This is a genomic window from Paraburkholderia sp. JPY465 (assembly GCF_050436725.1).
GTDB lineage: Bacteria > Pseudomonadota > Gammaproteobacteria > Burkholderiales > Burkholderiaceae > Paraburkholderia > Paraburkholderia youngii.
The window spans coordinates 733,336-754,651 of sequence record NZ_JBNDMT010000006.1 but is presented as its reverse complement, the minus strand read 5'-3'; the positions used below and the strand labels follow the sequence as shown (position 1 = coordinate 754,651).

The following is a 21,316-nucleotide window of genomic DNA, read 5'->3' as shown; positions in this document are numbered from 1 at the left end:
GTGCGCCGTGTTTCAGCTGTTGTTGTGCAGCTTCTCCAGCGGACTGATCACTTCGCGCAGCAGGTCCGTCGCGACCTGGGCATAGAGCGCGGTCGTCTCCAGCTTCTTGTGGCCCAGCAGGACCTGGATGACACGGATATCAACCTTCTGCTCCAGCAGGTGGGTCGCAAAGCTGTGTCGCAATGTGTGCATCGAGACACGTTTGTTGATGTCTGCAGCGACGGCGGCGGCGTGGATGGCGCGGTTGAGCTGCCGTGTGCTGAGCGGATCGACCGGGTCGAGGCCTGGAAACAGCCAGCCGCCCTCCAGCATCCGGCCCTGCGCGTGCGCCACGCGCCACCAGACACGCAGGCGTTCAAGCAGTACCGGCGAGAGCATGGCGTAACGGTCCTTGCGGCCCTTGCCCTGCTCGATGCGCAGCGTCATGCGCTGGCCGTCCACGTCGCCGACCTTCAGCGCCACCACTTCACTGGCACGCAGGCCGGCGCCGTAGGCGACTGACAGTGCGGTCTGGTGCTTCAGGTTGCCGGTCGCAGCGATCAGGCGTCCCACTTCGTCCGGACTGAGCACGACCGGGAGCGTGCGGGGCACGCGCACCGGCTGCATCCGGGCCATCCGTTCGGGTTCGTGAAGCGTGATCTCGAAGAAGAACTTCAGTCCGGTGATCGCCGCATTGAGCGACACGGGCGACGTGCCGTGGTCGACCAGATGCAGCTGGTAACGCCGTAGATCCTCGACGGTGGCGGTGTCGGGCGGGCGCCCCAGAAACCGGGTGAACTCGCGTACGATGCGCAGATAACCGGCCTGCGTCTTCGGCGCCAGATGGCGCATACGCATGTCGTCGATCATGCGCTGGCGCAGTGGGCTGACAGTCTGGAGGGTATCAGTCATGACTCTGCTCCCGTTGAACGGCGAGGCGAATTACCTCGCCCATCAACATGAGAACAGAGTCGGTTTCCTCTCCATTGCTACTACCGCCGGCCGCAGCCCCTTACCGCGCGAGCGGTTTAGGCAGTATGACTTTCCGTGATGTGGTGGCTGGCCCGCCGTGAGAAACCAGACGCGGGTTAGCATTGCTGCCAGAGCCGCATGGTGTGCACGAGGGCGACACCCGGCGATTTCCAGCACGGAGGCCAGCATGGGACACGATAGCACTGTGTACGTCGGTCTGGATGTCCACAAGGAATCCATCACGGCAGCCTACGCCGTCGGGATAGGCGAGGTGGAATTGCTGGGCAAGATCGGCACTTCGAAGACAGACATCGATCGCCTGTGCCAGCGCATGCAGTCCAAGGCGACGCACGTTCGCATCGTCTACGAAGCAGGGCCATGCGGCTATGGCCTCTACCGGCAACTGGTGCAGAAGGGATTCGACTGCGTGGTATGTGCCCCGTCGCTGATTCCGAAGAAACCAGGCGAGCGGGTCAAGACTGACCGCCGCGACGCACTCAAACTCGTGCGCTCGTTGCGTGCAGGTGATCTCTCGTCAGTCTACGTGCCAGGCGTCGAAGATGAGGCATTCCGGGACCTGGCCCGCGCGTGGGCCGCCGCCAAAGCGGATCTCAAGCACGCGCGTCAGCGCCTCAAGTCGTTTCTGCTCTCTCATGGTATTCGTTACACCGGCAGCGCGAACTGGGGGCCGGCACATCGACGGTGGATCAGCACCTTCGTATTCCCCAACCACTGGCAACAACTGGCCTTTGACGAGTGCCGCCGCACCATTGAAGACAGACTCGCCCAATGCGACCGCCTCGAGGCGGCACTACGCGAGGCTGTCGTCAACTGGCGCTTCTATCCGGCCGTACTGGGACTGCAGACCATGCGCGGTATCCAGTTCACCACGGCCGTTGGCATGCTCGCCGAACTGGGTGACCTGTCGCGATTCGAGCATCCGCGACAGCTGATGGCCTGGCTCGGGGTGACGCCCTCCGAACACTCGTCAGGCGAGCGGCGCCGTCAAGGCAGCATTACAAAAAACGGGAACAGTTATGCAAGAAAGCTGCTCGTGGAGGCTGCGTGGAGTTACAGATACCCCGCTCGGGTGAGCCCCGACATCCAACGCCGCCATGAAGGAATTCCGAAACCGATCATTGACCGCGCATGGGATGCCCAGCTGCGGCTATGCCGGCGATATCGCAAGCTCGCAGCGCGCGGCAAGAATGTGAACACCGGCGTGGTTGCCGTTGCGCGAGAGCTCTCAGGGTTTATCTGGGACATCGGCAGACTGGCGATGTCTCTCGCCATACCGAAAGATGCCAGGCCGGTCTGACACTATCTCATCTTAACGAGGACACGGAGAGTTTCCTGAAGGCGGCGTAGCCCGGCACCCGAGCAACCCGCGATTGGACTATGCAACACATCTTATGCGACTTGCGACTTTAGGTAGCGGCAGGCTCATAGGGCGGACCACAGTAATGCGGTAACCAACCCGCGGATATCAGTGTGACCCACCGTCGAGACGTACTGCTACGTCGCCCTCAGGAAATTCAGATGTACCCAGACCGAGAACCGATCGCGATTGACACGGAAAGTCATATCAGTCCCTCGACCCAATGCAGCCGGAGGGGGATCAGGAATTCCAATGGCAGCTTCCAGAGTTGAGCTGTCCCTCGAAGCGATGGTCCACAGACAACGCGTCGGTGAACCGCATACCCGCGAACGACCGCTGAGCAGCGTATAGCGGTCTCCCCCGTAAGACGACATTTGCGCCGACCATGCCGGCCGTCGCGTCCGCGGTCAATCGCGTTTTAGGGTTGCCCTCAGAAACTGTCCCGCCACGAAGATGTCGCGCTCCACTGCTCGCCGCGCCGCGGCGGCATCCCGCCTGTCCAGCGCATCCATCAGGTCTTCGTGGGCGTCGTTCAACACGGCCGATGCTTCGGACGTGTCGAAGAGGCGGTTCGAGATTGGGCCGGCCTTCAGCCACAGCGTATCGATCAGGTCGAACAGCAAGGGCGAGCCGGCCGCCTTGTAGAGCAGGACATGGAAGTCTTCGTTGGCGGCCAGGTAATCGGTGGCTTGGTCGGCCTTCAAAGAAACGGCGGGCTGCTTCAGCGTTTGTTTGCCTCCCTCGGGCGTCCTGGCGCGAGGCGGGTGATCCGTTGGGGTTTTCAACGCCTTCGCCATGCGCTGGCAAAGCTTGCGCAGCGTGGCGAGTTCGGCCGGCTCCAACCTCAGGCAGCCGCGCTCGGCGGCCTCGCCTTCGAGCAGCATGCGCATTTGCAACAGATCGTCGAACTCGGGCAGCGTAAGCTTGGGGACGATCATTCCGGCGTTGGGCACGTTCACCAGCCCACCTTCAGCAGCCAGACGCTGCAGCGCGGCGCGCACCGGCATCTGACCTACCCCCATCTCGGCTGCCACGTTGCGGATCTTCAATCGCTCGCCGGGAAGGAAGCGGCCTACGGTCACCCATTGCCGCAACGCGGCGTAGGTAGTGTCTTGCTGAGTGGTGGTGGATTCGATGTCGTTACTCATGAATCGGTAGTGGCGGTGAGCGCAGTCAGCACAGCGTCGAATGCTGTGAGCAGGCGCTGCACGTGCATCTGGGTAGTGTCAGGGCAAACGAGCATCATATTGTGAAAAGGAGTGATCAGCACGCCGCGGTTCAGCAAGGCCAGATGCAGGGCGTGCTCCAGCTCGGCATCCATGACCGCCTCGGCCTGGCTGCCGTTGCGCGGCGGCTGCGGACAGAACTGGAACTCCACCCGGGCGCCCACCTGGGTGACGCACCAGGGCAGGCTGTGGCGGGCGATGATCGTGCGCAGCCCGGCGGCCAGTTGCTCGGCGAGGGCGTGCATGGGGGCGAAGACCTGAGGCGTCATCAGGTGGGTGAGGGTGGCGCGCATCGCCACCGTGGCCAGCGAGTTGGCGGTAAGCGTGGTGCCGATGCCCGAGTGGCCCGACGGTGCCGCGCGCTTGGCGGCCTCGGCGCGCTCGGCCAGCGCGGCGCTGAAGCCATAGGCCGCGCACGGCATGCCGCCGCCCAGTGCCTTGCCCACTACCACGGCATCGGGCTGCAGGCCGTGAGCGCGCGCATAGCCGCCGGGGCCGCTGCTGAGCGTATGGGTCTCGTCCAGTACCAGCAGGCTGCCGTGGCGGCGGATGATGTCTTGCGCCTGTGCCCAGTAGCCCGGTTCGGGCAGTACCATGCCGATGTTGGTCATCACCGGCTCGGCCAGAACGCAGGCCACGTCACCCAGGGCCAGCGCGGCTTCCAGCGCGGCCAGGTCGTTGAATTCCACTACGCGCGTGGTGGCGGTGAGATCGTGCACCTGGCCCAGCAGGCTGGCGCGTTGCGTGGGTTGGCCGTCCACCAGATCGACGAAGACGTCATCGACCGTGCCGTGGTAGCAGCCGTTGAACACCAGCAAGGTACGCCGCCCAGTGGCGGCCCGTACCCAGCGCAGCAAGAAACGGTTGGCGTCACTGGCGGTCATGGCGAACTGCCATTTCGGCAGTCCGAAATGCTCAGCCAGCAATTCACCCACGACGGATGCGTCTTCGTTGGGCAGCATGGTGGTCAGGCCGTGACGTGCCTGGGTCGCCAATGCCTCGGCAACGACGGCGGGCGAATGGCCGAACATGGCGCCGGTGTCACCCAGGCAGAAATCGGCCAGCGTGTGGCCGTCCACGTCGGTGAGCTGTGCCCCTTGGGCCTGGGCCACGTGCAGCGCGAAAGGCGTGGACCAGTCGTTCATCCAGTGCAGCGGCACGCCGAACATCAGCTGCGGCGCGGCGCGTGTGGACATCACTTGCGACTTCGGGTTGCGTTGCGCGTACTCGGCGCGTTCGCGTGCGAGCAAGGCCTGTACGCGGTCGCGCTCAATGCCGGTATGTTGAATGGTGTGGTTCATTGCGGGCTTCTCATACCAGCAGTAACAGGTGCTCTCGTTCCCACGAGCTGATTACCCGGTTGTAGGTGGAAAATTCCAGTTCCTTCACGGCGCAGAAGGCGTCGACGAAGGTTTCGCCCAGTACCTCCTTCATGGCATCGCAGGCGCGCATGGCCTCGATAGCGATTTCGAGATGGCGCGGCAGTTCGTGAGCGACGTTCCAGGCGCTGCCGTCGGTGGGCTCGCTGGGATGCAGTCGGTCGCGCATGCCGATGTAGCCGCAGGCCAGCGTGGCGGCCATTGCCAGATAGGGATTGGCGTCAACGCCGGGCACCCGGTTTTCAACCCGGCGGGCGCCGGGGCCGGACTTGGGGACGCGGATACCGCAGGTGCGGTTGTCCTGGCCCCAGCGCACATTGATGGGTGCCGACATGTATGGCGCCAGCCGCCGGTATGAATTGACGTAGGGCGCCAGCATGGGCATCACCTGCGGGATATAGGTTTGCAGTCCGCCGATGAAGTGGTGGAAGTGTTCGCTGGCTGTGCCGTCGGTGTGGCTGAAGATGTTGCGGCCTTCGCCGTCGTTGATGCTCTGATGGATGTGCATGGCGCTGCCGGGTTCGCCCTCCATGGGTTTGGCCATGAAAGTGGCAAATACGCCGTGGCGCAGCGCCGTCTCGCGCACAGTGCGCTTGAACAGGAAAACGCGGTCAGCCAGGTCAAGCGGTTCGCCGTGGCTGAAATTGATCTCCATCTGCCCCGGGCCAGCCTCGTGGATCAGCGTTTCCACGCCTAGCTGGTGCTGGTCGCAGAAGGCGGAGAGTTCCATGAAGAAGGGATCGAAGTCGTTCACCGCGTCGATGGAGTAGCTCTGCCGCCCCACTTCGGGCTTTCCAGTGCGCCCCAGCGGCGGCTGCAGAGGCTCGTGCGGGTTCTGATTGCGCGCCACCAGATAGAACTCCATTTCGGGCGCCACGATGGGCTGCCAGCCGCGTGCTTCGTACAGCGCCAGCACGCGGCGTAGTACCGCGCGGGGCGAGATTTGCACCGGCTGGTCGTCCCACTCCAGGCAGTCGTGGATGACCACGGCCACCGGTTCGGCTGCCCAGGGCACGATGCGCACGGTGGCGGCGTCGGGCTTGCAGACCATGTCGGGGTCGGTATCGCCCACGAAGGGGCCGTTGTCGGGCTGTTGCCCGTTCACGGTGTTGAGCAGCACGCTCTTGGGGATGCGCATCTCGCCCGACGCCGTGAACAGATCGCGCGGAAGGATCTTGCCGCGCGCGATGCCCGTCATGTCGGGGATGACACACTCCACCTCACGGATGCGGTGCTGGGTCAGGAAGTTGCTCAAAGCGTCATTCATAATCACTTTCGATATGATCACAAAAATAGGAATTGAGGCATCATAACGGCGAAAAATATTGATGTTGTGATCACAAATGTAGACCGGCGGGCTATAGGACAATTCGCCACAGCGCCAACACCTGCCCGTCGCAGGTCCATGAGCATCACGACGGTATGGTCGTGCTGACGTGCCCCCTGCCAGGCGTTCTCAGAGTCAAATAGCAAATGGCCGGTCTGGATGCAGAACCGGCCATTTCTTTTTAATGGGCCATTGACTGCTAAGGCCGAGGTCCGAAAAGAGACCTGCCGTCAGATTTCTGAGGGGAGCAGTCGTTTGAGCGTCAGCTTCGAAGATGGAACTGCCGGCGGCTTCTGGCCGGCTAGCGCCCGACGACCAAGCCTGGCGATCGCCGCGGGCGCGGCTTTTCATGCAAGCGGCATAGAGCGACCCGAAGCGGAAATTCGCGGCGCTCCGAAGCGGACGTTCAATTCCTCTTCGATTCCGCACAACCCGTGGACGGCGCTCAGGTGTGCGCAAGGATATTGACCAGTTTCTCGAATGGGTCGCGAACGAAGAACCGACGGACGCCCCAAGGTTCGTCGACCGGACCATATTCGATGGCAAAGCCCGCAGCCTTCATGCGCTCAAGTGCTGCGTCCACATCGTCTACTTCAATCGATAGGTCCGGTACTGGCGTGCCGGAACCTCCCTCTGCGGCGAAGCTCACCTGAATGGTCATCTCGGTCTGAGAACCATAGGTCTGGACCCACCCGTGGTCCATTAAAAGCTCGAGGCCGAGGATATCTCGATAGAACGCCCGAGCCCGATCAAGATCGAGCGCCTTGAAGTTGGCAACTACCCGTTTGACTTGCACGTTTTGGCTCCTTCCAACTTGGGACGGGGCTGCTGCGCCCCAACCGGGCGGTGGAATCGAGGGGCCTGCTCATGGCCGAACTGAGCCAGCCAGACTTCGTCTGCCGGATCAAGCCCACAACGTTAAAAGAGGTCACTACCACTCTGCCGCTCGAAGGGCCGCTCCATGATCAAATGTTATCTTCGAGATGGCGCCACGAAAGGTCGACGGTTCGGTGAATCTCGATGCTGCGCCTCGCATAAACGCATCGATTTGCATAGCTGCTCTCCAGCGGCGTGCTGATCGGCGGACGCACGCCCGTGCGATCTGTATGTCCTCACATCAGCGATGTAGTCAGAAGGGCTTGTACCATTCCTTGCATGTCGAGAATCCGTCATTCCAGCCCTGCGCGTACATCGAGTCTCGCGCGAAGCGGGTCGGGTCTTTGGTCGCCTGGACGTACGGGTTGCCTGCTGCGCTCAGTCCACTACGGCATCCATCAGCGTGCCCGTCGATGTAGGCGGGCGGCTCGCCTTCCCTCTGGAACTGCGCGGTGTAGCTGTCCGGCATCGTCTGGCACGCTGTCACGAGCAGCGACGACAGCACGAGTGCAATGCGGCATCGGGCTTTCATTTTTCGCAAACCTCCGCAACTCATCAATAAGCCCACGCGATATGTCCTCGCACATAATCGAGCGGCATCGTGGGACTGGCGTCGTCGCCGTCCACTGTCTTTCCGACCCACAGCGCACGACCCGCGACCGTTTGATTCGGCCACAGTCGACAGTGAAAGAACGCCTGCGGGTCCTTCTGGTAGCCGTCCTCGTCCAGATACATGACGTCCGGGCCCGCATCATGCAGACGCACAGCCTGGATATAGTCGCAGTGCATGAAGGAACGGATTTCCCGCAGGACAGTGGGGGCGTCGACTGCCGTGCGCTCTACCGCTTCCACGGTGCGCGTCCAGGGATCGATCAGGTAGGCGGTCCTGGTCATGGCTGGACGTACTCGCGCGATGCGTCGCCATCAGGTCGAGGGCGACCCGGACTGCGGATGCCGGAGCCAGCCCTGCGGCTCGCTCGAGCCGTCCCACGCATCGAGCGCGGTGCGCGCCGCCTCTAATGAGTGAAAGTAGAACGTGTCGGTGCGCCCGCACGGACGAACGCCCGTCACGAGTGCCCACTCCCACGTGTTGATCTCCATCAGCGCGACCACGCGGCCATCGGGCAGATAGCGTAAGGGCCGCGAGTAGCCCATGCGCGCGAGCGCGGCATCATCGGGCTCGCCCTTGAAGGCGGGCGTGAGGAATCGCCGGAGTATTTCTAATGGCAACAGCATACTAGATGCCCTCCGGGTAGCGCGACGACAGGAGCCCGAGCGTGATCGCCTCGTCGCACGTACGCATGTTCAGCGACCGGAAGCCGAGGAAGCGGCAGTCCTCGCCCAGCACTACCTCGTCCCAAATGCCATGTGCATCGGAATAGATCATCCGGTCGCCATAGTCGAGCCAGCCGGCCCGGATCAGGTCGTCGATCACGCCTTCGATGTTGTTCGTGACACTCCGGCCGAGATTGAGATCCGTCACGCACACGAAGCGCACGGGCACACTGCCCGAGCGCACCATCCTCCACTTGACTTTGTAAACAGAGCGCATGGTATCGTTCTCTCCCTCGTTAACGGGATACAAAGGCTTGTCCGGCGAAAGGCAACAGTGTAACCGCGCCGCACTCTGACGCGCTGATGCGGGTCGCATCAACCCTTACCACTGCCCGCCCTCGAGTCTGCCATCGGGAAAATTCCCGGGATTCCGCACGTTCGCGCACTATTTATTTTGCGTTTGCCACGTAGCCCCCTAACGATCTGCTGCTCGGACGGGCGCGTAAGCTTCTCTTGGGCTTCAGCGAGCGACTTGTCGATCTCCGCGCAAATATCGAGGTACGCCTCGCGCCTGCCTTCGAGTTCTCCGCGCTCGCGCACGATCTGCATGATGCGCAGCAGCGTTTCGGAATTCAGGGCGATTGCTTCGAGCCCGTTTTTCCCGAATTCGTCGTTCATGCGACCTCCTCGGTGTGCTATCCGTTGATGAGGAAATCTGCGCGGTCCTGTCCGTCCATCCAGCGCGGAACGCGCCCGCGTCCACTCCACGTTGCGCCGGTTTTCGGGTCGCGGTATTTAGGGGGAATCGCAGCGCGAGGAGCCTTCGCGCGGAACGTACGCGTACCACGATTCACAGGCACGGTCTGCGTTTTCACGAATCCGAGGTCGGATGCGGTCAGTTGGTACAGGTCGATCAGCGCGCGACAATCCGCAATGGCCTGCTCGACTTCGGCGGCGCGCGCGGTTTCGATCTCCGCGTTCAGCTCAGCGAGTTGCGCCTTCAGTTCGTTCAGCAGCTTCATATACGTTGTCCTCGTGTTACTTGCCGTTTTGCGTGCCGATGGTGCGAGCGCAGGCGAGCGCGTGGCCGCCGCCTTTTTCGCAGCAGTCTTTTTTGCTTTCATCGGTTGCCCCTTATTTCAGGTTTTGCCGTGCGGAAAGAAGTCGCGGAGATCGCCTACGGCAGGCGGGGAATACTCGATAGCCGTCCCGATCCTGGCGGCGTGCGGATCGGGCATCCTGATGGCTTTCATGGCCGCGCGCTTACTGCTCGCTGCCGCCGCGCCGTTTGCGAGGCACGCGGTTTTCGCGCAGCGGAAAAGTGCTCATGAAAGCGCAGACGCCTTCAATCATGACCGATTCGGGTGTTACACCGTGCTCGTGCGCGTACTTCAGCAGGCGCGCGTTCAGTCCCGCGTCGATGTGAACGATCAGTTCGACGTCGGGTGGTGTGGCCTTAGCCATGGCGTACCCCCGTGCCTGGCGGCAGGGACGCCTCGCGATGCGTCGCGCATAGCGTAACGCTCAGTGATTCTTCAGCGGATGCTCGTCCATAAACCAGTCCGTCGCGAGCGCGAGCAACGCGGACCGGTTGAGACCACCGCGCCGTTTGCGATACGCGTCGAGACGTTCCAGAAAGTCCGCTGGTACCGTGATGCTGATCTTCACGCGTGGACCTTCCTCCTCCTCGATGTGCGGATTGCCGTTCTCCCGCGCCTTCGACTCGTCGGCAGCTTTCTTTGTGGTCATCTAAACCTCGATCTGTTGACGACTCGGAACTATACCAATGTCCCGGGTCGCTTTGAATCATAAGCGTCATGGAATACTCCATTGTGGGGATGTCGTACGCATTTCAGGCGCTATAGAGAAATAAAAGCCGCCTTTACGGTACTTGTTTCTAGTTGAAAAAGGGATCAGAGGCGAGAGAGTTCCCTCTGCATTCTCGCGAGCCGGTCGACCTTGCCCCGGCCATGCTGCCGGGCTTCGCGGGCTTGTGGATCGATCGTTTGTGCGTGCTCGAACGCCGCGGCGATGACCGATTGCGGCTGAGCGACGGGGGCGGCTCGCCGCGTCGACGAGGCGCCAGATGGTGCCGCAGGGACGACTGCCGGCGCAGTGGAAGCTACGGATGCGGTACTGGATGCGCTGGCGCCTTCGCGACGGGCCTCCAGGTCAACTGGTCGCAGCAACTGTTCGGGCTTGCAGTGAAAGACCTTGCACAGCTTCTCGATCGTCGCTGCGCGCAGGGAGTTTTTTTCTTCCATCGCCTTCAGGTTGCCCGGTCGACCGCCGTACTGCTCGGCAAGCTGATTGAGTGAGAGACCGCGATACAGACGCCACGCCAGAAGCGGTGATTTGCCCGCCAGCAGGCTGTCGAGTACGCCATCGGGGTAAGTCGTGCCCGCAGGAGCCAGCGGCGCAGCGATCGCGTGTTTCTTCGGCGCGGGGTCCGCAGGCCGATCATCAGACTTTGCCCGTGTGTGCGCGGTCGTCGCGCCGGCGCGTTTCTGTTTCTGTTTGCTCTCGAATGGCGAATCGTCAGCGCCGGGCTTCGGGGTGATCTGGAGAATGGGCACGTCGTACGCCTGGGCGAACTTTTCCAGCGTCCTGATTTTCGGCGCGCCGCGTCCGTTCTCGTGCCAGATGATGGTGGTCAGGTCGACGCCGCAGAGTTCGGCGGCATCCGCGAGAGTCAGCCCGCGATACATGCGCCATGCGCGAATGAAGTACGTGCCCTTGTTGATGAGTGCAATGACCTCAGCGGGCGGCTTCGCCATGAACTCGCGATAGAACACGCGGCCGACTTTCTGCTTTTTGGATGGCTCGACGACTGGCCGCTGGGGTGCGGGCTCGTCTGCCGGTTCAGGTATCGGCGCGGCCACTGCTTCCGGTGTGGATGGCGCAGCGGGCTCGACGTCGACAGGCAGACGCGCGACAAGGTTCTGCCAGTGCTGGTCATGCGGGAAGTGGCGGCTTGCAGCAGATTTGGTTTCGGCCGTCTCCGCAGGCTGTTCGTCGGGCAACTGCGCCGCCTGCAATGAACCCTTGTACTGACCGGGGCGCGCTCCCGCTTCGATCTTCGCAGTCTGTGCGCGTCGCGCTGCGATCCAGAACTCAGTGAGAGCCGAAAACATCGTGTAGGGGATGGTCGCCTTCAGACGGTTGCCGTCGTGGTCTGTCTCGTACCGCACGTCGGTGTAATCAAGTCCATAGGGCATCTGTGTTGCTCCATTACGTTCATAAGACCCCCGGTCCTTCAACCTTGTCGCGTTCCGTGCTCTTTTCGGTGCCTTCTATACTCTTGTAAGAGCATCAGATCTTCTTTTGTGTCGCGCGAAAGGTAAGGTAAGTTTTGCGGAGCCATAACGCAAGGTTCATTTCGCGCCGGAATGTACTTTGTCGATATTAAGTGAGTCTTAAAAAGCCTATTGATCAGGGGTTTACGGGAATTAATAGGTGTTTACACCAAGCACGGCAAACGTTTAACACCCAATTCGTAGCGCATAGAAAATGCCGCCTCTTTCCCACAATCTGGAGGCGCAAAACGACTGCGCACGGTCACGCGTTCAACGCAATAAAGAGTGTGTAACGATCTGTACGGGGTATGGAATGCTCCCAAGGGAGCATTGCTGGCATGCAGGAGATCGATCGAGGCGTGCATATCGACGAGCCCAGCTCAGGGCCGCAGGGCGTCCGTAATCCGGGTTCTTGATCTTCAGCCAGTCAGGGGAGCGACGTCCTTCATATGGTGAAGCGAGGCGCTTGGCCACCATTCCCTCGAACGCGTGCGAGATAACCTGCTCCCAGACCCACTCGCCCGCGCCGACGATGCCACTGGCGTACACGAGCACGGCGGAATTTTCGAAAGAGTCGCGCAGCCGCTGTTTGCGGACTTCGAGGGGAGGCGCCCGCATATCGCGCTCAGCGCGCGCGAGCATGTCGAACACGTACAGGCGGGCAGGACTCTCGCGCGCCGCGGCGTGCACTCTCAAAGGGATACGGGTGCGGGCGCGCTGTTGCAATCGTTCGAAGTCGGAATGCCCTGCGCGATCGTCGACGGTCAACTCGGAATCCCAAACGAAGTCGCCGGGCACCTGCCGTACTGCATCCGCGACGTCCGGGAACGAGTCGTTCAGTGCCTTTCCGTTGCGGCTGACGAGTTCGACCGTCTCGCCGCTCTTTTTCACCAGGCACCGGTAGCCATCATACTTAAATAGGCACCTTCTGCGGTGTTGCCTTTCAATGGCGACTGCGCGAAGGGACACCGCAAACCTCAACTTCCGGACCCGGCCAGGAACGGCCAGTCGACACGGCACCGTGCATCGTCGACAATCTCCGACTGGTTACGTAACTGACAAAATTGTCGCGCTAACATGATTTCAATATCTGCGAAGGGAATTCTTCTCAGAGACTGCGCACCGGGATCTAGCGACCGCTTCTGGCCGACCAGCGCCCGACGACCGGGCGCGACGATCGTGTCGGGCGCGGGCGCGATGCAACAGGCGTAACCGGTCCGGAGGGTGCTCCCGCAAGATCTCATGTATGCGATATTGCGATTGCCAGACGAGCAGGCGCAGATCGAGAGCAGGCTGTGGGGCATCGATGAGTACAACGAGGACTTCCCCTTCCATACCGAATTCTTCTGGGTCCGGCAACGCGACTATGCCGAACTTTCGCTCCATGTGACAGCCCTTGCGAAACGCCTGCGTGCGTACGCGAAGCTACCGCCGGTCGCAGAACCGAAGCCTGGCGAATGGCATCGTGATCAGGAATTGAACGACATAATCAAGCGCACTGACGACGCGCGAGAGGCACACGAGCGGCGCGTCGCAATGAGTCCGATGTTGTCCTCTGGCTGAGTCGTCCATCAGCATTGATGGCCCATGTGCGAGGGAAACGTGGTAGTGTCCTCCAAAAATCGACGACCTCGGGGGTTGAAATGCTCGCAAAAGTGATGGTGATGGGTGTGTTCGCGGCAGCGACTGCCCACGCTTCAGCAATGTGTTTGGCAACGACGCCGGCAGACGTGGACGATGTATACGGGTACTACGTCGCGCTCGCGAACGCGCTGCAGTCGGTGAAATCCGCGCGCGACGAAGCAAAGGCCGCGGGCTTGAAGGTTCAACAGCATTTCAATGCGACCGAGCTGCTGACAGGGATGAAGTATGCAGAGGGCGACTATGAATGCGCTCGTCTGTACCTCAATGGCTACGATAAGTCGTCCAACAAGGCCATAACACTCTCGGCGACCGGAGTAATAAACAGCGTTTCGGTATTGCAGGGAGAGCAAGATCGAATGGCAAAAATGCTAGAGGCGTCCCTGAATGGTCAGCAGATGAAGGAAGGCGAGCAAGCTCAGGCGTTGTCGGATATCAATGTGCAAGTCGACAATGCGTGGCAGATGCTAATGGTTGGCGTGGTGTCATCGAGCCAAGCCTCACCGCACTACGATAGTTCTGACCGTGTCGATGGGATCGTCCTTTCTCCGAAGCAGCGAGCGGACGTCATGAAGCGGCTGCGTGCCATTGATCCGGCCGTTGAACACAAGGGAGATAAGTTGCCGCTCGAAGCATCGGTTCAGATTCTCTTTGATTACTTGGGGGACAAGCGGTTGAAATCGTTCGGCCGCCGATTGCCGTTGCAGAATGAACCGGGCCGGCCCACTGATTGCGGGGCTTTTACGTTTGGCGCACGCCCCGCGTCGATTGCAAGCACGGCTTGATTCAAATGCAAGCAGCTACAGCTAGCTATGGCGGAGAACCGAAGAAGAAATTTCACTGAGCGTCCGCTTTCGAGCGACTCGACTGTCCCTTGAGGGTCGACTTGTGACAAACGCATTGGACAGGACTCGGCCAACCGGAGTCGCCTTGCGCATGCTTTCGCCCAATATGGTCGTCCTGGTCGCTCGCCCGTCAGTCATCCTCTGCGGCGGAAGGAATGATCGTCGCCAGTTCGTCCTCAACGTCCAGACCGTGCTTGGTGGCAAGCAGCGCAATGTGGACGCCGAAAACCCCGCGTAGCTCGCCCACCGCGCCATTAAATATCCAACTGGCGTAGTGTCCGCGTTGCGCGCCATAGATGATAGGTGCGCGATCGTCGGCATCAACTGTCGTTAGGAACTTCCGGCACGCGGCGCGCATCGCCCGGAGACTAGCGGCAATGTCCGAGGCGGCGTCGAGCTTACCCAGTTCGGAAGTCAGAGACTCTCGAATACGCAGCACCGATTCCACACAGTGCGATGGCACTTCCATTTGCGATGGCGAGTACAACACGCGCCGATCTTCCAGGAATGTCAGGACGCGGCGAGCTACCGCTCGCTCGGCCTCGCTGGGATTCCACTGGATGCCAAACACCGGCACGCTGAACCCGGTGATGCGCGAAACGATTTCCATGAACCGCATGGCCGCCCCCGAAGACGTCGCCTACCGCGTTATTTGCAAATCGTACGTACTGCCGTTATCGGTTAGGCACGCGCCTGTGCCCTGTTGCGTCCACCCGCTGAAATTAAATACGCATCGCAGGTTGTGCTGGCCGTCAGCGGACTGTGCGAGGACGTTGCCGTTACCAACAACGCTCACGCCGATGGCACTACCGGTCGCCACCTGCCCGCTTCCAAAGGCCGTCCCGAGGGAGAAAGCGCCGCCCTGCACATAAACATAGTGGCCGAAGTAGGTTTCGCCGTCCAAGGTGACTGAAACAGACTTGTCTATCTGCTTGGCCGTGCCATGTGCCATCGGCCCCGCTCCGCGCGGCATCAACGATAGGTCGTAGGTGGCACACCCCTGCAAGGCCAGCACTGCCGCGCAGCATACAACTAGCTTTCTCATTTTGATCCCCGTGCTCGCCTTTGCTTGGTTGTGGACAACACTATAGAGCGTCGAGGACCGAATGGCGACAGTGGCTGAGTTGTTACCCGTGAGTAGCCGTGCCGAGCGACTGTTCAACTTCTGATACCAGCCGCTGCCCCCTAGCGATTCGAACAGCAGAAACGGGTCGGCATGAGGCATTGGCCAGACGCGTTCCGCACGCAGTACGAGAGAGTCGTCCATCGCAGTAAAGCCGCGATCGTTCGGCGCCAGCGGCACCGCTTCGAGGAGATTGTCCAGCAGTTCAACGGGTTTCTGATAGCACATGGCGTCCTCCCACCAGGGTTCGCACAGTGGTCGAGCACGACGGGTTCCCGACGAGATCGGGCTGTGCGCTGTTGAGAGTGTAGGCGCGCGACGGCGCGCAGCGGTGATTGGGTTGTAAGCTTGGAAGGTCGACGGTGAGCGACCGAAAGAGCGCGTTTTGACGTCACTAGCTGCCGGATGGACTAGAATGGCATCGCGCCAGATCGCACAAAGCCTTGTGGAACGGGGCTTTGGCTGACTTCAGCCAAAATTGCACAATGAAACCGCTTGCTTGCTGCCCGCATACACCGAAGCGAAGGCCGCACCCTCATGACCATAAGTCGAGGATATGTTGATGATGCTGCCAGCTTGCTGTGCGGTCATCACGCGCAGTTCGTGCTTGAGACTCAGCAACGTGCCGAGCACGTTGGTGTCGAAGGTATCAGCGTAGCTCTCGGCAGTCTGATCGACCACAGGTCCCGGTTTGCCTTCCGTGCCCGCATTGTTGACTGCAACGTCGAGCCGGCCGAAGCGAGCAACGGTTTCGTCGACGAGGTGACGGACGTCTTCGTCGCGGCGTACGTCAGCCTGCACGAAGAAAGCTTGTGCGCCTGCTTCGCGCAATTCGGCTTCAAGCGCCGAACCTTCCGTGGCGCGGCGGCCCGACACGACGAGGCGTGCGCCCACGCGGGCGAATGCAAAAGCGGTTGCGCGGCCGATGCCCGTGAGGGCGCCGGTGATCAGAACGACGGGTTGGTTCATTTTGCGGCTCCAGTTAGGTAAGTTGATGTCAAACGCAACGCAGAGAGAGCTTCGATTCCAGGGGAGCGCGCAATACCTATTGCTTAATATGCAGCTCCCGTCACTGGACGTGAGTTACGCGACGGTGACGTCGTGCGGCGTGTGTGAAATGCTCTAACTCGTGCATGCAGAGTAACGTTTCAGCTCGCAACGGAAAAAGACTTTCCAGGCTTACCCGCATGCCTGCGAAGCATGGCTCCGGAGCCGGGGATAGTGGGAAAGCATGACTACCGATCTACGCTAGCGCGTTACGGTCCCGAAGCAGCGAACCGCATCGCTGGTGGAGCAGCAAATGTCCGCAGCGCATCCGTCACCGGAGCGGCACACCGTTTGCCCTTATTGATGAAATACGCACAGAGCCTTCAGTTCCAGTTTCAGCGGCGCAGAATGGACCGGATGTGGCAACGCATTTAGACCCGTTGCGCCTGATGGCTTCCTAAGACTCGTTACGCCTGGCGTTTTAGAGCTCGGTGCAACATCATCCATGGCGGCCATGGGTGAACACAGGCCACACCGCGCGCGCTCGATGGCGGCTGGGCGCTCCCAAGCGGTCATGTGACTTTGAGTACGCCCAACGGCGGCTCCGGGGTCGTGAAGACCCATTTGCATTTCGCCGAGGCCGACATGCACCTGCACCTGATCGTCAACGACAGCAAAGGGACATGCAGCAGCCACACAGCGTGTGACTGGCGAGCGTCGGCTTTGGCCGAACTGCTGTCTCCGCGAAAACGTGGATTAGAGGATACGACCGCGCGACCGGCGACCGTGGAGTCGAATTGAGCCTCCGATCTCACAGTGCACGATTGCGGGGCCTTTGCAATGCAGCGTTCCGTGGACGTATCAATCCGTACACCAGAACCACAACGTTGTTGCGCGAAGCGACAGCGGCCACTCCGAAACCAAAATGAAAAAAAGACTGCAGAGATTTCTCTGCAGCCCTTTGACTTTCAGGCGTCTACGCTTCGCGCGTTCGGAAATTTTGCTGCGGTGTGGCTTCCGTCAACGCATCATCGCTACCTTCCTCCAGCGAAATATTCCGCGTTTCGCGTCCCTTGACCCACCAGAGCGCGGCGGCAACCGGACCGGGCAGTGCGAGCGCCAGCAGCACGAGCAACGGTGCGGAAGGTGTGCCCGTCGTGCTGGGCCAGTCCTGCGCGATCAAAACGCCTTCTGGCATGACGTTCTCTGATTGCTCCAATAACCACGCGTCGAGCGTATGGGATGCATGAGTCATCCATGCACGCACTGGCCGAAGCTGCTTGACCAGCGCACAAGCGGTATTCCAGTCGTTGTGGGCCGGCTGGGCCTTTGGCGGGAACGAACAGTCGAGAGCCAGCGAAAACGCCCCCCATCCCTGCAGCCACTCCGGCGTGGAAGGCGGCAAGCCGATCGTGTCGGTCAGATAGGCGAAGCGTTCTCCGCCAGGCCCTTCGATCGCATAGCCGAACGTTGGTTTGGAATAGATCAGCGGCAGCGCCGTGAAACGCAGGTCACCGACATAGAACGTGCCGGATTTCTCGGCCTGATTAAATGCGAGCAGGCCCGGGTTGCGATACAGATCGGCGCAACCGTTGCTGTCTGGCGGGGCCCAGGTCGGGATGGATTTCCCGACGCCCCAGCGCAGATGGAACAATCCCTGCACATGATCAGGATGGAAGTGCGTGAGTACGATCGCATCGAGACTTCCAGCCGGAAAACGCTCGGATAGGTTCACCAGCCCTGCATCGAGCAGAACCCAGGTCGTGTCCGTTTCGATCAGCGTGCTGCAGGGACGACGAACGCAAGCGGGCAAAGCTCGCGCTCGTGTACATGCGGGGCAGTTGCAGCCGTAAAGCGGTACGCCGCCTGCCGCGCCGGCCGGTCAATCGTCAGGAACGGTATTGACGATCGCCTCATGGCCGACCCGCTCGCTGCAACTGGCTTGAAAACCAGGCGTGAAGCGGTGGAACTGGTGAAGATCATTCTCCAACTCAAGTGCCAGAGAGAGATCGTTCAGTTTCTCGGCAAGCTCCGCTGGCAGGGCGAGCTCGAGTCAATGAGAACAGACTAACAACGCTTGTCCATTCCAGCGAATGAGCGACTTCTTCAGGGGCGCAGTCGCCCCGGAATTTGCGTGTCTCATCGCGCTTTGATCGACGCGCTCGTCCCAACATTCTCACGGCCTTGGCCGTAAAGGCGATGTTGTTTCATAGCTTGGTCGGAACCTGAAGAGTAGTTGCATCAACTGAGAGCACGAGCCGCCCGCAGAAGGCAGTAAGAGGATCATTGCTCAGTCTGCGATGCCCCGGCACGCGCGACGCCGTGTCGTCTTCCGTGGATGCGCACGGATGTCGCGCATTGGAAGTCCAGGGAGGGCGAAACTGAGCTCCGGCATGAAAGGGTTAGCCAGGATCGCGAGCGGGAATGTTCCAGGCTAGCGAGTAGCAATTCGAAGTCGCGAGTATTGCAGGAGAGGAAGGTCAAATGATTGCGGCGATGTCGATCATCGCCGGATTGCTCGCCGTCTTTCAGTGACGCGTCAGGGGGCGCGCGTCGAAGGCGTGGAAACGGCGGAAAGCGTCGAAGAGACTCCGCCCTCCGCGGATGTTGCAAGGTCCCCGAGCGCGATCAGGCTGAGGCCTACGACATGCTTTTGCTGGTCTGACACGGGTAGCCGGCGAATCTGGGCATCGTGAAACTGCTACGGGACGCGACTGGGTTGTCCCCGTCCCCCTCGACACATATCGTGGACAGCTGATTGAGATAGACGATAGCGGCGTCCGTGTCGAAAAGCCAAGGAACGGTTGCAATACGGAGCCGGCGTCTGAACCTTTGTCCAACGGGTTGGCGCACCCGACGACAGCCCTCTGTAATGCCAGCGACTCTCCAGCTTCATGGAACGGCTCTAAGGTCTTACCGTTGTAGTCAACGGTAAGGAGACGGCAAATGGTGAGGTCCCAACTGTCACAACGATGCAACAACGCATGCGTACGACTTTCGATCGCAGCTTTCGCGGGAGTGGCCGCTTTAGCGTTCGCTACGTTGCCCGCCGGCGTGTCTGCGGCAGGCAACGATCGAACGACCCGAACACTGACGCCGATCAAGCATGTGATCATTGTTGTCGGCGAAAACCGAACGTTTGACCACGTTTTCGGCACCTATCAACCCGCGCAAGGCCAATCAGTGTGGAACCTGCTGTCGCGCGGCATCGTCAATGCGGATGGCTCCCCTGGGCCAAACTTCGTCAAGGCGCAGCAATATCAGGCGCAACTGATTGGACCGGCCAAATTCGCGCTGGCCCCGTCGAATAAAACGCCGTACGGGTCGCTGCCGGCGCCCAACACAGGCGGGGCACCGACTGCCGCGAGCGATGCGAGCCCGCCACCATTCGCGACTCACGATGCGGCCGCGCAGGCCGAAGGGGCGGCGCTCGAAGCGTCCGACATCGATCAACTATTGACCGGCGCGACAGGGCTGCCGGCGGATGCAGAGGATTCTCGGGTGGCCAACTACAATGCGTTGCTGAGCGGTCCGTATCTGTTGCAGCCTCCGCTCTATGATGCGTACATGGGCGGTCCGGTGCACCGCTTCTATCAGGCCTGGCAGCAGGCGGACTGTGCCGTCGAGCATGCGAGCCGCGAGAATCCAAGTGGCTGTCTGGGCGACCTGTTTGCGTGGGTCGAGACCACCATCGGCGCGGGCAGCAACGGTAAGCCGCAACCGACGCCTTTTAGCGATCAGACCACCGGTGAAGGCTCGAATGCGCTCGGCTTTTACAACGTGAACAATGGCGACATGCCGTACTTCACGCAACTGGCGCGGCAATACGCGATGAGCGACAACTATCACCAACCGGTGATGGGCGGTACGGGCGCCAACAGCATCATGATCGGCGCCGCTGATGCGTACTACTACACCGACGGCAACGGCAACGCGGCAACGCCACCTTCGGATCAGATTGAAAATCCCGATCCGTTGGCCGGCACCAACAACTGGTACACCCAGGATGGCTACTCGGGCGGCAGCTATAGCAACTGTTCGGACCCGAGCCAGCCGGGTGTCGGGCCGATCCTTCAATACCTCGAATCGTTGCCCTATGACCCCAAGGCGAACTGCGCGCCAAAGCACTATTACCTGCTGAACAACTACAACCCTGGTTATAACGGCGACGGCACGGTACTCGACAGGGCAAAGTCGCCTTTCACGATCCCGCCGTCACCGGTGCGCACCATCGGGGACACGTTGCTCGATCGCAACATCCCCTGGAAGTATTACGGGGAAGGCTGGCAGAGCTTCATCAAGGATCCGACCAAAAGCGTTTACTGCAATATCTGCAATCCGTTCCTGTACGAGACGTCGATCATGACGAACCAGCAGGTGCGGGACACGCATCTTGCAGATTTGCCGGACCTGTATGCGGACATCGGCGCGGGCAATCTGCCAGCTGTATCGTTTGTAAAGCCGGGCGGCTTGCTTGATGGACATCCGACATCGTCGAAGTTTGGACTTTACGAGGCGTTCGTGAGGAAACTGGTCGATGCGGTGAAGAGTGACCCGAAGCTATGGGCCACGACGGCGATCCTGATCACCACGGACGAGGGCGGCGGCTACTACGATTCAGGCTATGTTCAACCCATTGACTATTTTGGCGATGGTTCGCGCATCCCGATGATCGCAGTATCGAAGTACTCGACCGGAGGACGCATTTCCCACAGCTACTCCGATCACGCATCAGTGGTCAAATTCATTGAGCGCAACTGGGGGTTGCCGCCGATCACCGGTCGTAGTCGTGACAACCTGCCAAATCCGATCCAACGCAGCAATAACCCATACGTGCCGGTGAACGCGCCTGCGATCGGTGACCTGTTCGATCTGTTCGACTTCAAGCGGGAATCCCGCGATCACGCTCATGAGCATGGCAGGCCGGACAGCGATGACGATCGCAGCGGCGGTATCGGATGGTGGCCTTTCTGACGGTGTTCTGCTTGCGGTACGCTGGGTACCACAATCTG

The 21,316-nt window shown here is 60.8% G+C and carries 22 protein-coding genes and 2 pseudogenes; 5 read left to right on the top strand and 19 right to left on the bottom strand.

Features of this window, described 5'->3' with window-relative positions; genetic code table 11:
- Positions 1-12 precede the first annotated feature (12 nt).
- On the bottom strand, positions 13-891 hold the full coding sequence (locus tag QFZ94_RS36700) for a tyrosine-type recombinase/integrase (RefSeq protein WP_429455595.1): 879 nt from the start codon (positions 889-891) through the stop codon (positions 13-15).
- Positions 892-1,138: 247 nt separating this feature from the next.
- Here QFZ94_RS36700 and QFZ94_RS36695 point away from each other — a divergent pair, with 247 nt between their 5' ends.
- Positions 1,139-2,269: an IS110 family transposase gene (locus tag QFZ94_RS36695; protein ID WP_184229108.1), complete on the top strand. Its 1,131-nt coding sequence runs from the start codon at positions 1,139-1,141 to the stop codon at positions 2,267-2,269.
- 467 nt (positions 2,270-2,736) lie between these two features.
- Here QFZ94_RS36695 and QFZ94_RS36690 read toward each other — a convergent pair whose 3' ends face one another.
- From QFZ94_RS36690 to QFZ94_RS36625, 14 genes are all read right to left on the bottom strand, one after another.
- The gene (locus QFZ94_RS36690) at positions 2,737-3,477 is read right to left on the bottom strand and encodes a GntR family transcriptional regulator (RefSeq protein ID WP_429462900.1); all 741 of its coding nucleotides are present in this window, start codon (positions 3,475-3,477) and stop codon (positions 2,737-2,739) included.
- The gene (locus tag QFZ94_RS36685) at positions 3,474-4,856 is read right to left on the bottom strand and encodes an aspartate aminotransferase family protein (protein WP_429462899.1); all 1,383 of its coding nucleotides are present in this window, start codon (positions 4,854-4,856) and stop codon (positions 3,474-3,476) included. The genes QFZ94_RS36690 and QFZ94_RS36685 overlap by 4 nt, the downstream gene beginning before the upstream one ends.
- 10 nt (positions 4,857-4,866) lie before the next feature.
- A complete protein-coding gene (locus QFZ94_RS36680) occupies positions 4,867-6,201 on the bottom strand; it encodes a glutamine synthetase family protein (RefSeq protein ID WP_429463650.1) in 1,335 nt (444 codons plus the stop codon).
- 505 nt (positions 6,202-6,706) lie between these two features.
- On the bottom strand, positions 6,707-7,057 hold the full coding sequence (locus QFZ94_RS36675; RefSeq protein WP_018437021.1) for a VOC family protein: 351 nt from the start codon (positions 7,055-7,057) through the stop codon (positions 6,707-6,709).
- Between the two features lie 333 nt (positions 7,058-7,390).
- Positions 7,391-7,669: a hypothetical protein gene (locus QFZ94_RS36670; protein ID WP_429462898.1), complete on the bottom strand. Its 279-nt coding sequence runs from the start codon at positions 7,667-7,669 to the stop codon at positions 7,391-7,393.
- 23 nt (positions 7,670-7,692) lie between these two features.
- Positions 7,693-8,031: a hypothetical protein gene (locus QFZ94_RS36665; RefSeq protein ID WP_018437024.1), complete on the bottom strand. Its 339-nt coding sequence runs from the start codon at positions 8,029-8,031 to the stop codon at positions 7,693-7,695.
- A 30-nt stretch (positions 8,032-8,061) separates the two neighbouring features.
- Positions 8,062-8,373 carry a hypothetical protein gene (locus QFZ94_RS36660; protein ID WP_429462897.1) on the bottom strand — a complete coding sequence of 104 codons (312 nt, stop codon included), beginning with the start codon at positions 8,371-8,373 and terminating at the stop codon, positions 8,062-8,064.
- A gap of 1 nt (position 8,374) precedes the next feature.
- Positions 8,375-8,689 (bottom strand): hypothetical protein, encoded by a 315-nt coding sequence (locus tag QFZ94_RS36655; protein WP_152854939.1) that lies wholly within the window; start codon positions 8,687-8,689, stop codon positions 8,375-8,377.
- 98 nt (positions 8,690-8,787) lie between these two features.
- Positions 8,788-9,090, bottom strand: coding sequence for a hypothetical protein (locus QFZ94_RS36650; RefSeq protein WP_429462896.1), 303 nt, complete (start codon positions 9,088-9,090; stop codon positions 8,788-8,790).
- 17 nt (positions 9,091-9,107) lie between these two features.
- Positions 9,108-9,434, bottom strand: a complete 327-nt coding sequence (locus QFZ94_RS36645; RefSeq protein WP_429462895.1) for an H-NS family nucleoid-associated regulatory protein — start codon at positions 9,432-9,434, stop codon at positions 9,108-9,110.
- A gap of 241 nt (positions 9,435-9,675) precedes the next feature.
- The gene (locus tag QFZ94_RS36640) at positions 9,676-9,876 is read right to left on the bottom strand and encodes a hypothetical protein (RefSeq protein WP_429462894.1); all 201 of its coding nucleotides are present in this window, start codon (positions 9,874-9,876) and stop codon (positions 9,676-9,678) included.
- Between the two features lie 60 nt (positions 9,877-9,936).
- Positions 9,937-10,161: a ribbon-helix-helix protein, CopG family gene (locus tag QFZ94_RS36635; RefSeq protein ID WP_429462893.1), complete on the bottom strand. Its 225-nt coding sequence runs from the start codon at positions 10,159-10,161 to the stop codon at positions 9,937-9,939.
- Positions 10,162-10,325: 164 nt separating this feature from the next.
- Positions 10,326-11,435, bottom strand: a complete 1,110-nt coding sequence (locus tag QFZ94_RS36630; protein ID WP_429462892.1) for a helix-turn-helix transcriptional regulator — start codon at positions 11,433-11,435, stop codon at positions 10,326-10,328.
- 543 nt (positions 11,436-11,978) lie between these two features.
- Positions 11,979-12,677, bottom strand: a complete 699-nt coding sequence (locus QFZ94_RS36625) for a DNA ligase (protein WP_429462891.1) — start codon at positions 12,675-12,677, stop codon at positions 11,979-11,981.
- Positions 12,678-12,932: 255 nt separating this feature from the next.
- On the opposite strand from QFZ94_RS36625, the gene QFZ94_RS36620 reads away from it, so the two are divergent.
- On the top strand, positions 12,933-13,271 hold the full coding sequence (locus QFZ94_RS36620) for a hypothetical protein (RefSeq protein ID WP_429462890.1): 339 nt from the start codon (positions 12,933-12,935) through the stop codon (positions 13,269-13,271).
- Positions 13,272-13,351: 80 nt separating this feature from the next.
- Entirely contained in the window at positions 13,352-14,134 is a 783-nt protein-coding gene (locus QFZ94_RS36615; RefSeq protein ID WP_429462889.1) for a hypothetical protein, read from the top strand.
- A 190-nt stretch (positions 14,135-14,324) separates the two neighbouring features.
- On the opposite strand, the gene QFZ94_RS36610 is transcribed toward QFZ94_RS36615, so the two are convergent.
- From QFZ94_RS36610 to phnP, 4 genes and pseudogenes are all read right to left on the bottom strand, one after another.
- Entirely contained in the window at positions 14,325-14,804 is a 480-nt protein-coding gene (locus QFZ94_RS36610; RefSeq protein WP_429462888.1) for a DUF6650 family protein, read from the bottom strand.
- Positions 14,805-14,834: 30 nt separating this feature from the next.
- Positions 14,835-15,545 carry a hypothetical protein gene (locus QFZ94_RS36605; protein ID WP_429462887.1) on the bottom strand — a complete coding sequence of 237 codons (711 nt, stop codon included), beginning with the start codon at positions 15,543-15,545 and terminating at the stop codon, positions 14,835-14,837.
- A 261-nt stretch (positions 15,546-15,806) separates the two neighbouring features.
- A pseudogene (locus QFZ94_RS36600) lies at positions 15,807-16,286 on the bottom strand (SDR family NAD(P)-dependent oxidoreductase); the annotation flags it as partial.
- Between the two features lie 994 nt (positions 16,287-17,280).
- Positions 17,281-18,171: pseudogene (gene phnP / locus QFZ94_RS36595) on the bottom strand (phosphonate metabolism protein PhnP); the annotation flags it as partial.
- A 48-nt stretch (positions 18,172-18,219) separates the two neighbouring features.
- Between phnP and QFZ94_RS36590 the strand changes: the two are divergent.
- Both QFZ94_RS36590 and QFZ94_RS36585 read left to right on the top strand, forming a co-directional pair.
- A complete protein-coding gene (locus QFZ94_RS36590; RefSeq protein WP_429462886.1) occupies positions 18,220-18,375 on the top strand; it encodes a type II toxin-antitoxin system VapB family antitoxin in 156 nt (51 codons plus the stop codon).
- A gap of 875 nt (positions 18,376-19,250) precedes the next feature.
- Positions 19,251-21,278 (top strand): alkaline phosphatase family protein, encoded by a 2,028-nt coding sequence (locus tag QFZ94_RS36585; RefSeq protein WP_429462885.1) that lies wholly within the window; start codon positions 19,251-19,253, stop codon positions 21,276-21,278.
- Positions 21,279-21,316 lie beyond the last annotated feature (38 nt).

Excerpts from the sequence above, each read along its gene's own strand:
- QFZ94_RS36685 (WP_429462899.1), bottom strand. The coding sequence starts at position 4,856 with ATGAACCACACCATTCAACATACCGGCATTGAGCGCGACCGCGTACAG.
- QFZ94_RS36665 (WP_018437024.1), bottom strand. The coding sequence starts at position 8,031 with ATGACCAGGACCGCCTACCTGATCGATCCCTGGACGCGCACCGTGGAA.
- QFZ94_RS36645 (WP_429462895.1), bottom strand. The coding sequence starts at position 9,434 with ATGAAGCTGCTGAACGAACTGAAGGCGCAACTCGCTGAGCTGAACGCG.
- QFZ94_RS36680 (WP_429463650.1), bottom strand. The coding sequence starts at position 6,201 with ATGAATGACGCTTTGAGCAACTTCCTGACCCAGCACCGCATCCGTGAG.
- QFZ94_RS36670 (WP_429462898.1), bottom strand. The coding sequence starts at position 7,669 with ATGAAAGCCCGATGCCGCATTGCACTCGTGCTGTCGTCGCTGCTCGTG.
- QFZ94_RS36650 (WP_429462896.1), bottom strand. The coding sequence starts at position 9,090 with ATGAACGACGAATTCGGGAAAAACGGGCTCGAAGCAATCGCCCTGAAT.
- QFZ94_RS36610 (WP_429462888.1), bottom strand. The coding sequence starts at position 14,804 with ATGGAAATCGTTTCGCGCATCACCGGGTTCAGCGTGCCGGTGTTTGGC.
- QFZ94_RS36695 (WP_184229108.1), top strand. The coding sequence starts at position 1,139 with ATGGGACACGATAGCACTGTGTACGTCGGTCTGGATGTCCACAAGGAA.
- QFZ94_RS36615 (WP_429462889.1), top strand. The coding sequence starts at position 13,352 with ATGCTCGCAAAAGTGATGGTGATGGGTGTGTTCGCGGCAGCGACTGCC.
- QFZ94_RS36590 (WP_429462886.1), top strand. The coding sequence starts at position 18,220 with ATGGCCGACCCGCTCGCTGCAACTGGCTTGAAAACCAGGCGTGAAGCG.
- QFZ94_RS36655 (WP_152854939.1), bottom strand. The coding sequence starts at position 8,689 with ATGCGCTCTGTTTACAAAGTCAAGTGGAGGATGGTGCGCTCGGGCAGT.
- QFZ94_RS36640 (WP_429462894.1), bottom strand. The coding sequence starts at position 9,876 with ATGGCTAAGGCCACACCACCCGACGTCGAACTGATCGTTCACATCGAC.
- QFZ94_RS36605 (WP_429462887.1), bottom strand. The coding sequence starts at position 15,545 with ATGTGCTATCAGAAACCCGTTGAACTGCTGGACAATCTCCTCGAAGCG.
- QFZ94_RS36660 (WP_429462897.1), bottom strand. The coding sequence starts at position 8,373 with ATGCTGTTGCCATTAGAAATACTCCGGCGATTCCTCACGCCCGCCTTC.
- QFZ94_RS36635 (WP_429462893.1), bottom strand. The coding sequence starts at position 10,161 with ATGACCACAAAGAAAGCTGCCGACGAGTCGAAGGCGCGGGAGAACGGC.
- QFZ94_RS36700 (WP_429455595.1), bottom strand. The coding sequence starts at position 891 with ATGACTGATACCCTCCAGACTGTCAGCCCACTGCGCCAGCGCATGATC.
- QFZ94_RS36585 (WP_429462885.1), top strand. The coding sequence starts at position 19,251 with ATGGTGAGGTCCCAACTGTCACAACGATGCAACAACGCATGCGTACGA.
- QFZ94_RS36690 (WP_429462900.1), bottom strand. The coding sequence starts at position 3,477 with ATGAGTAACGACATCGAATCCACCACCACTCAGCAAGACACTACCTAC.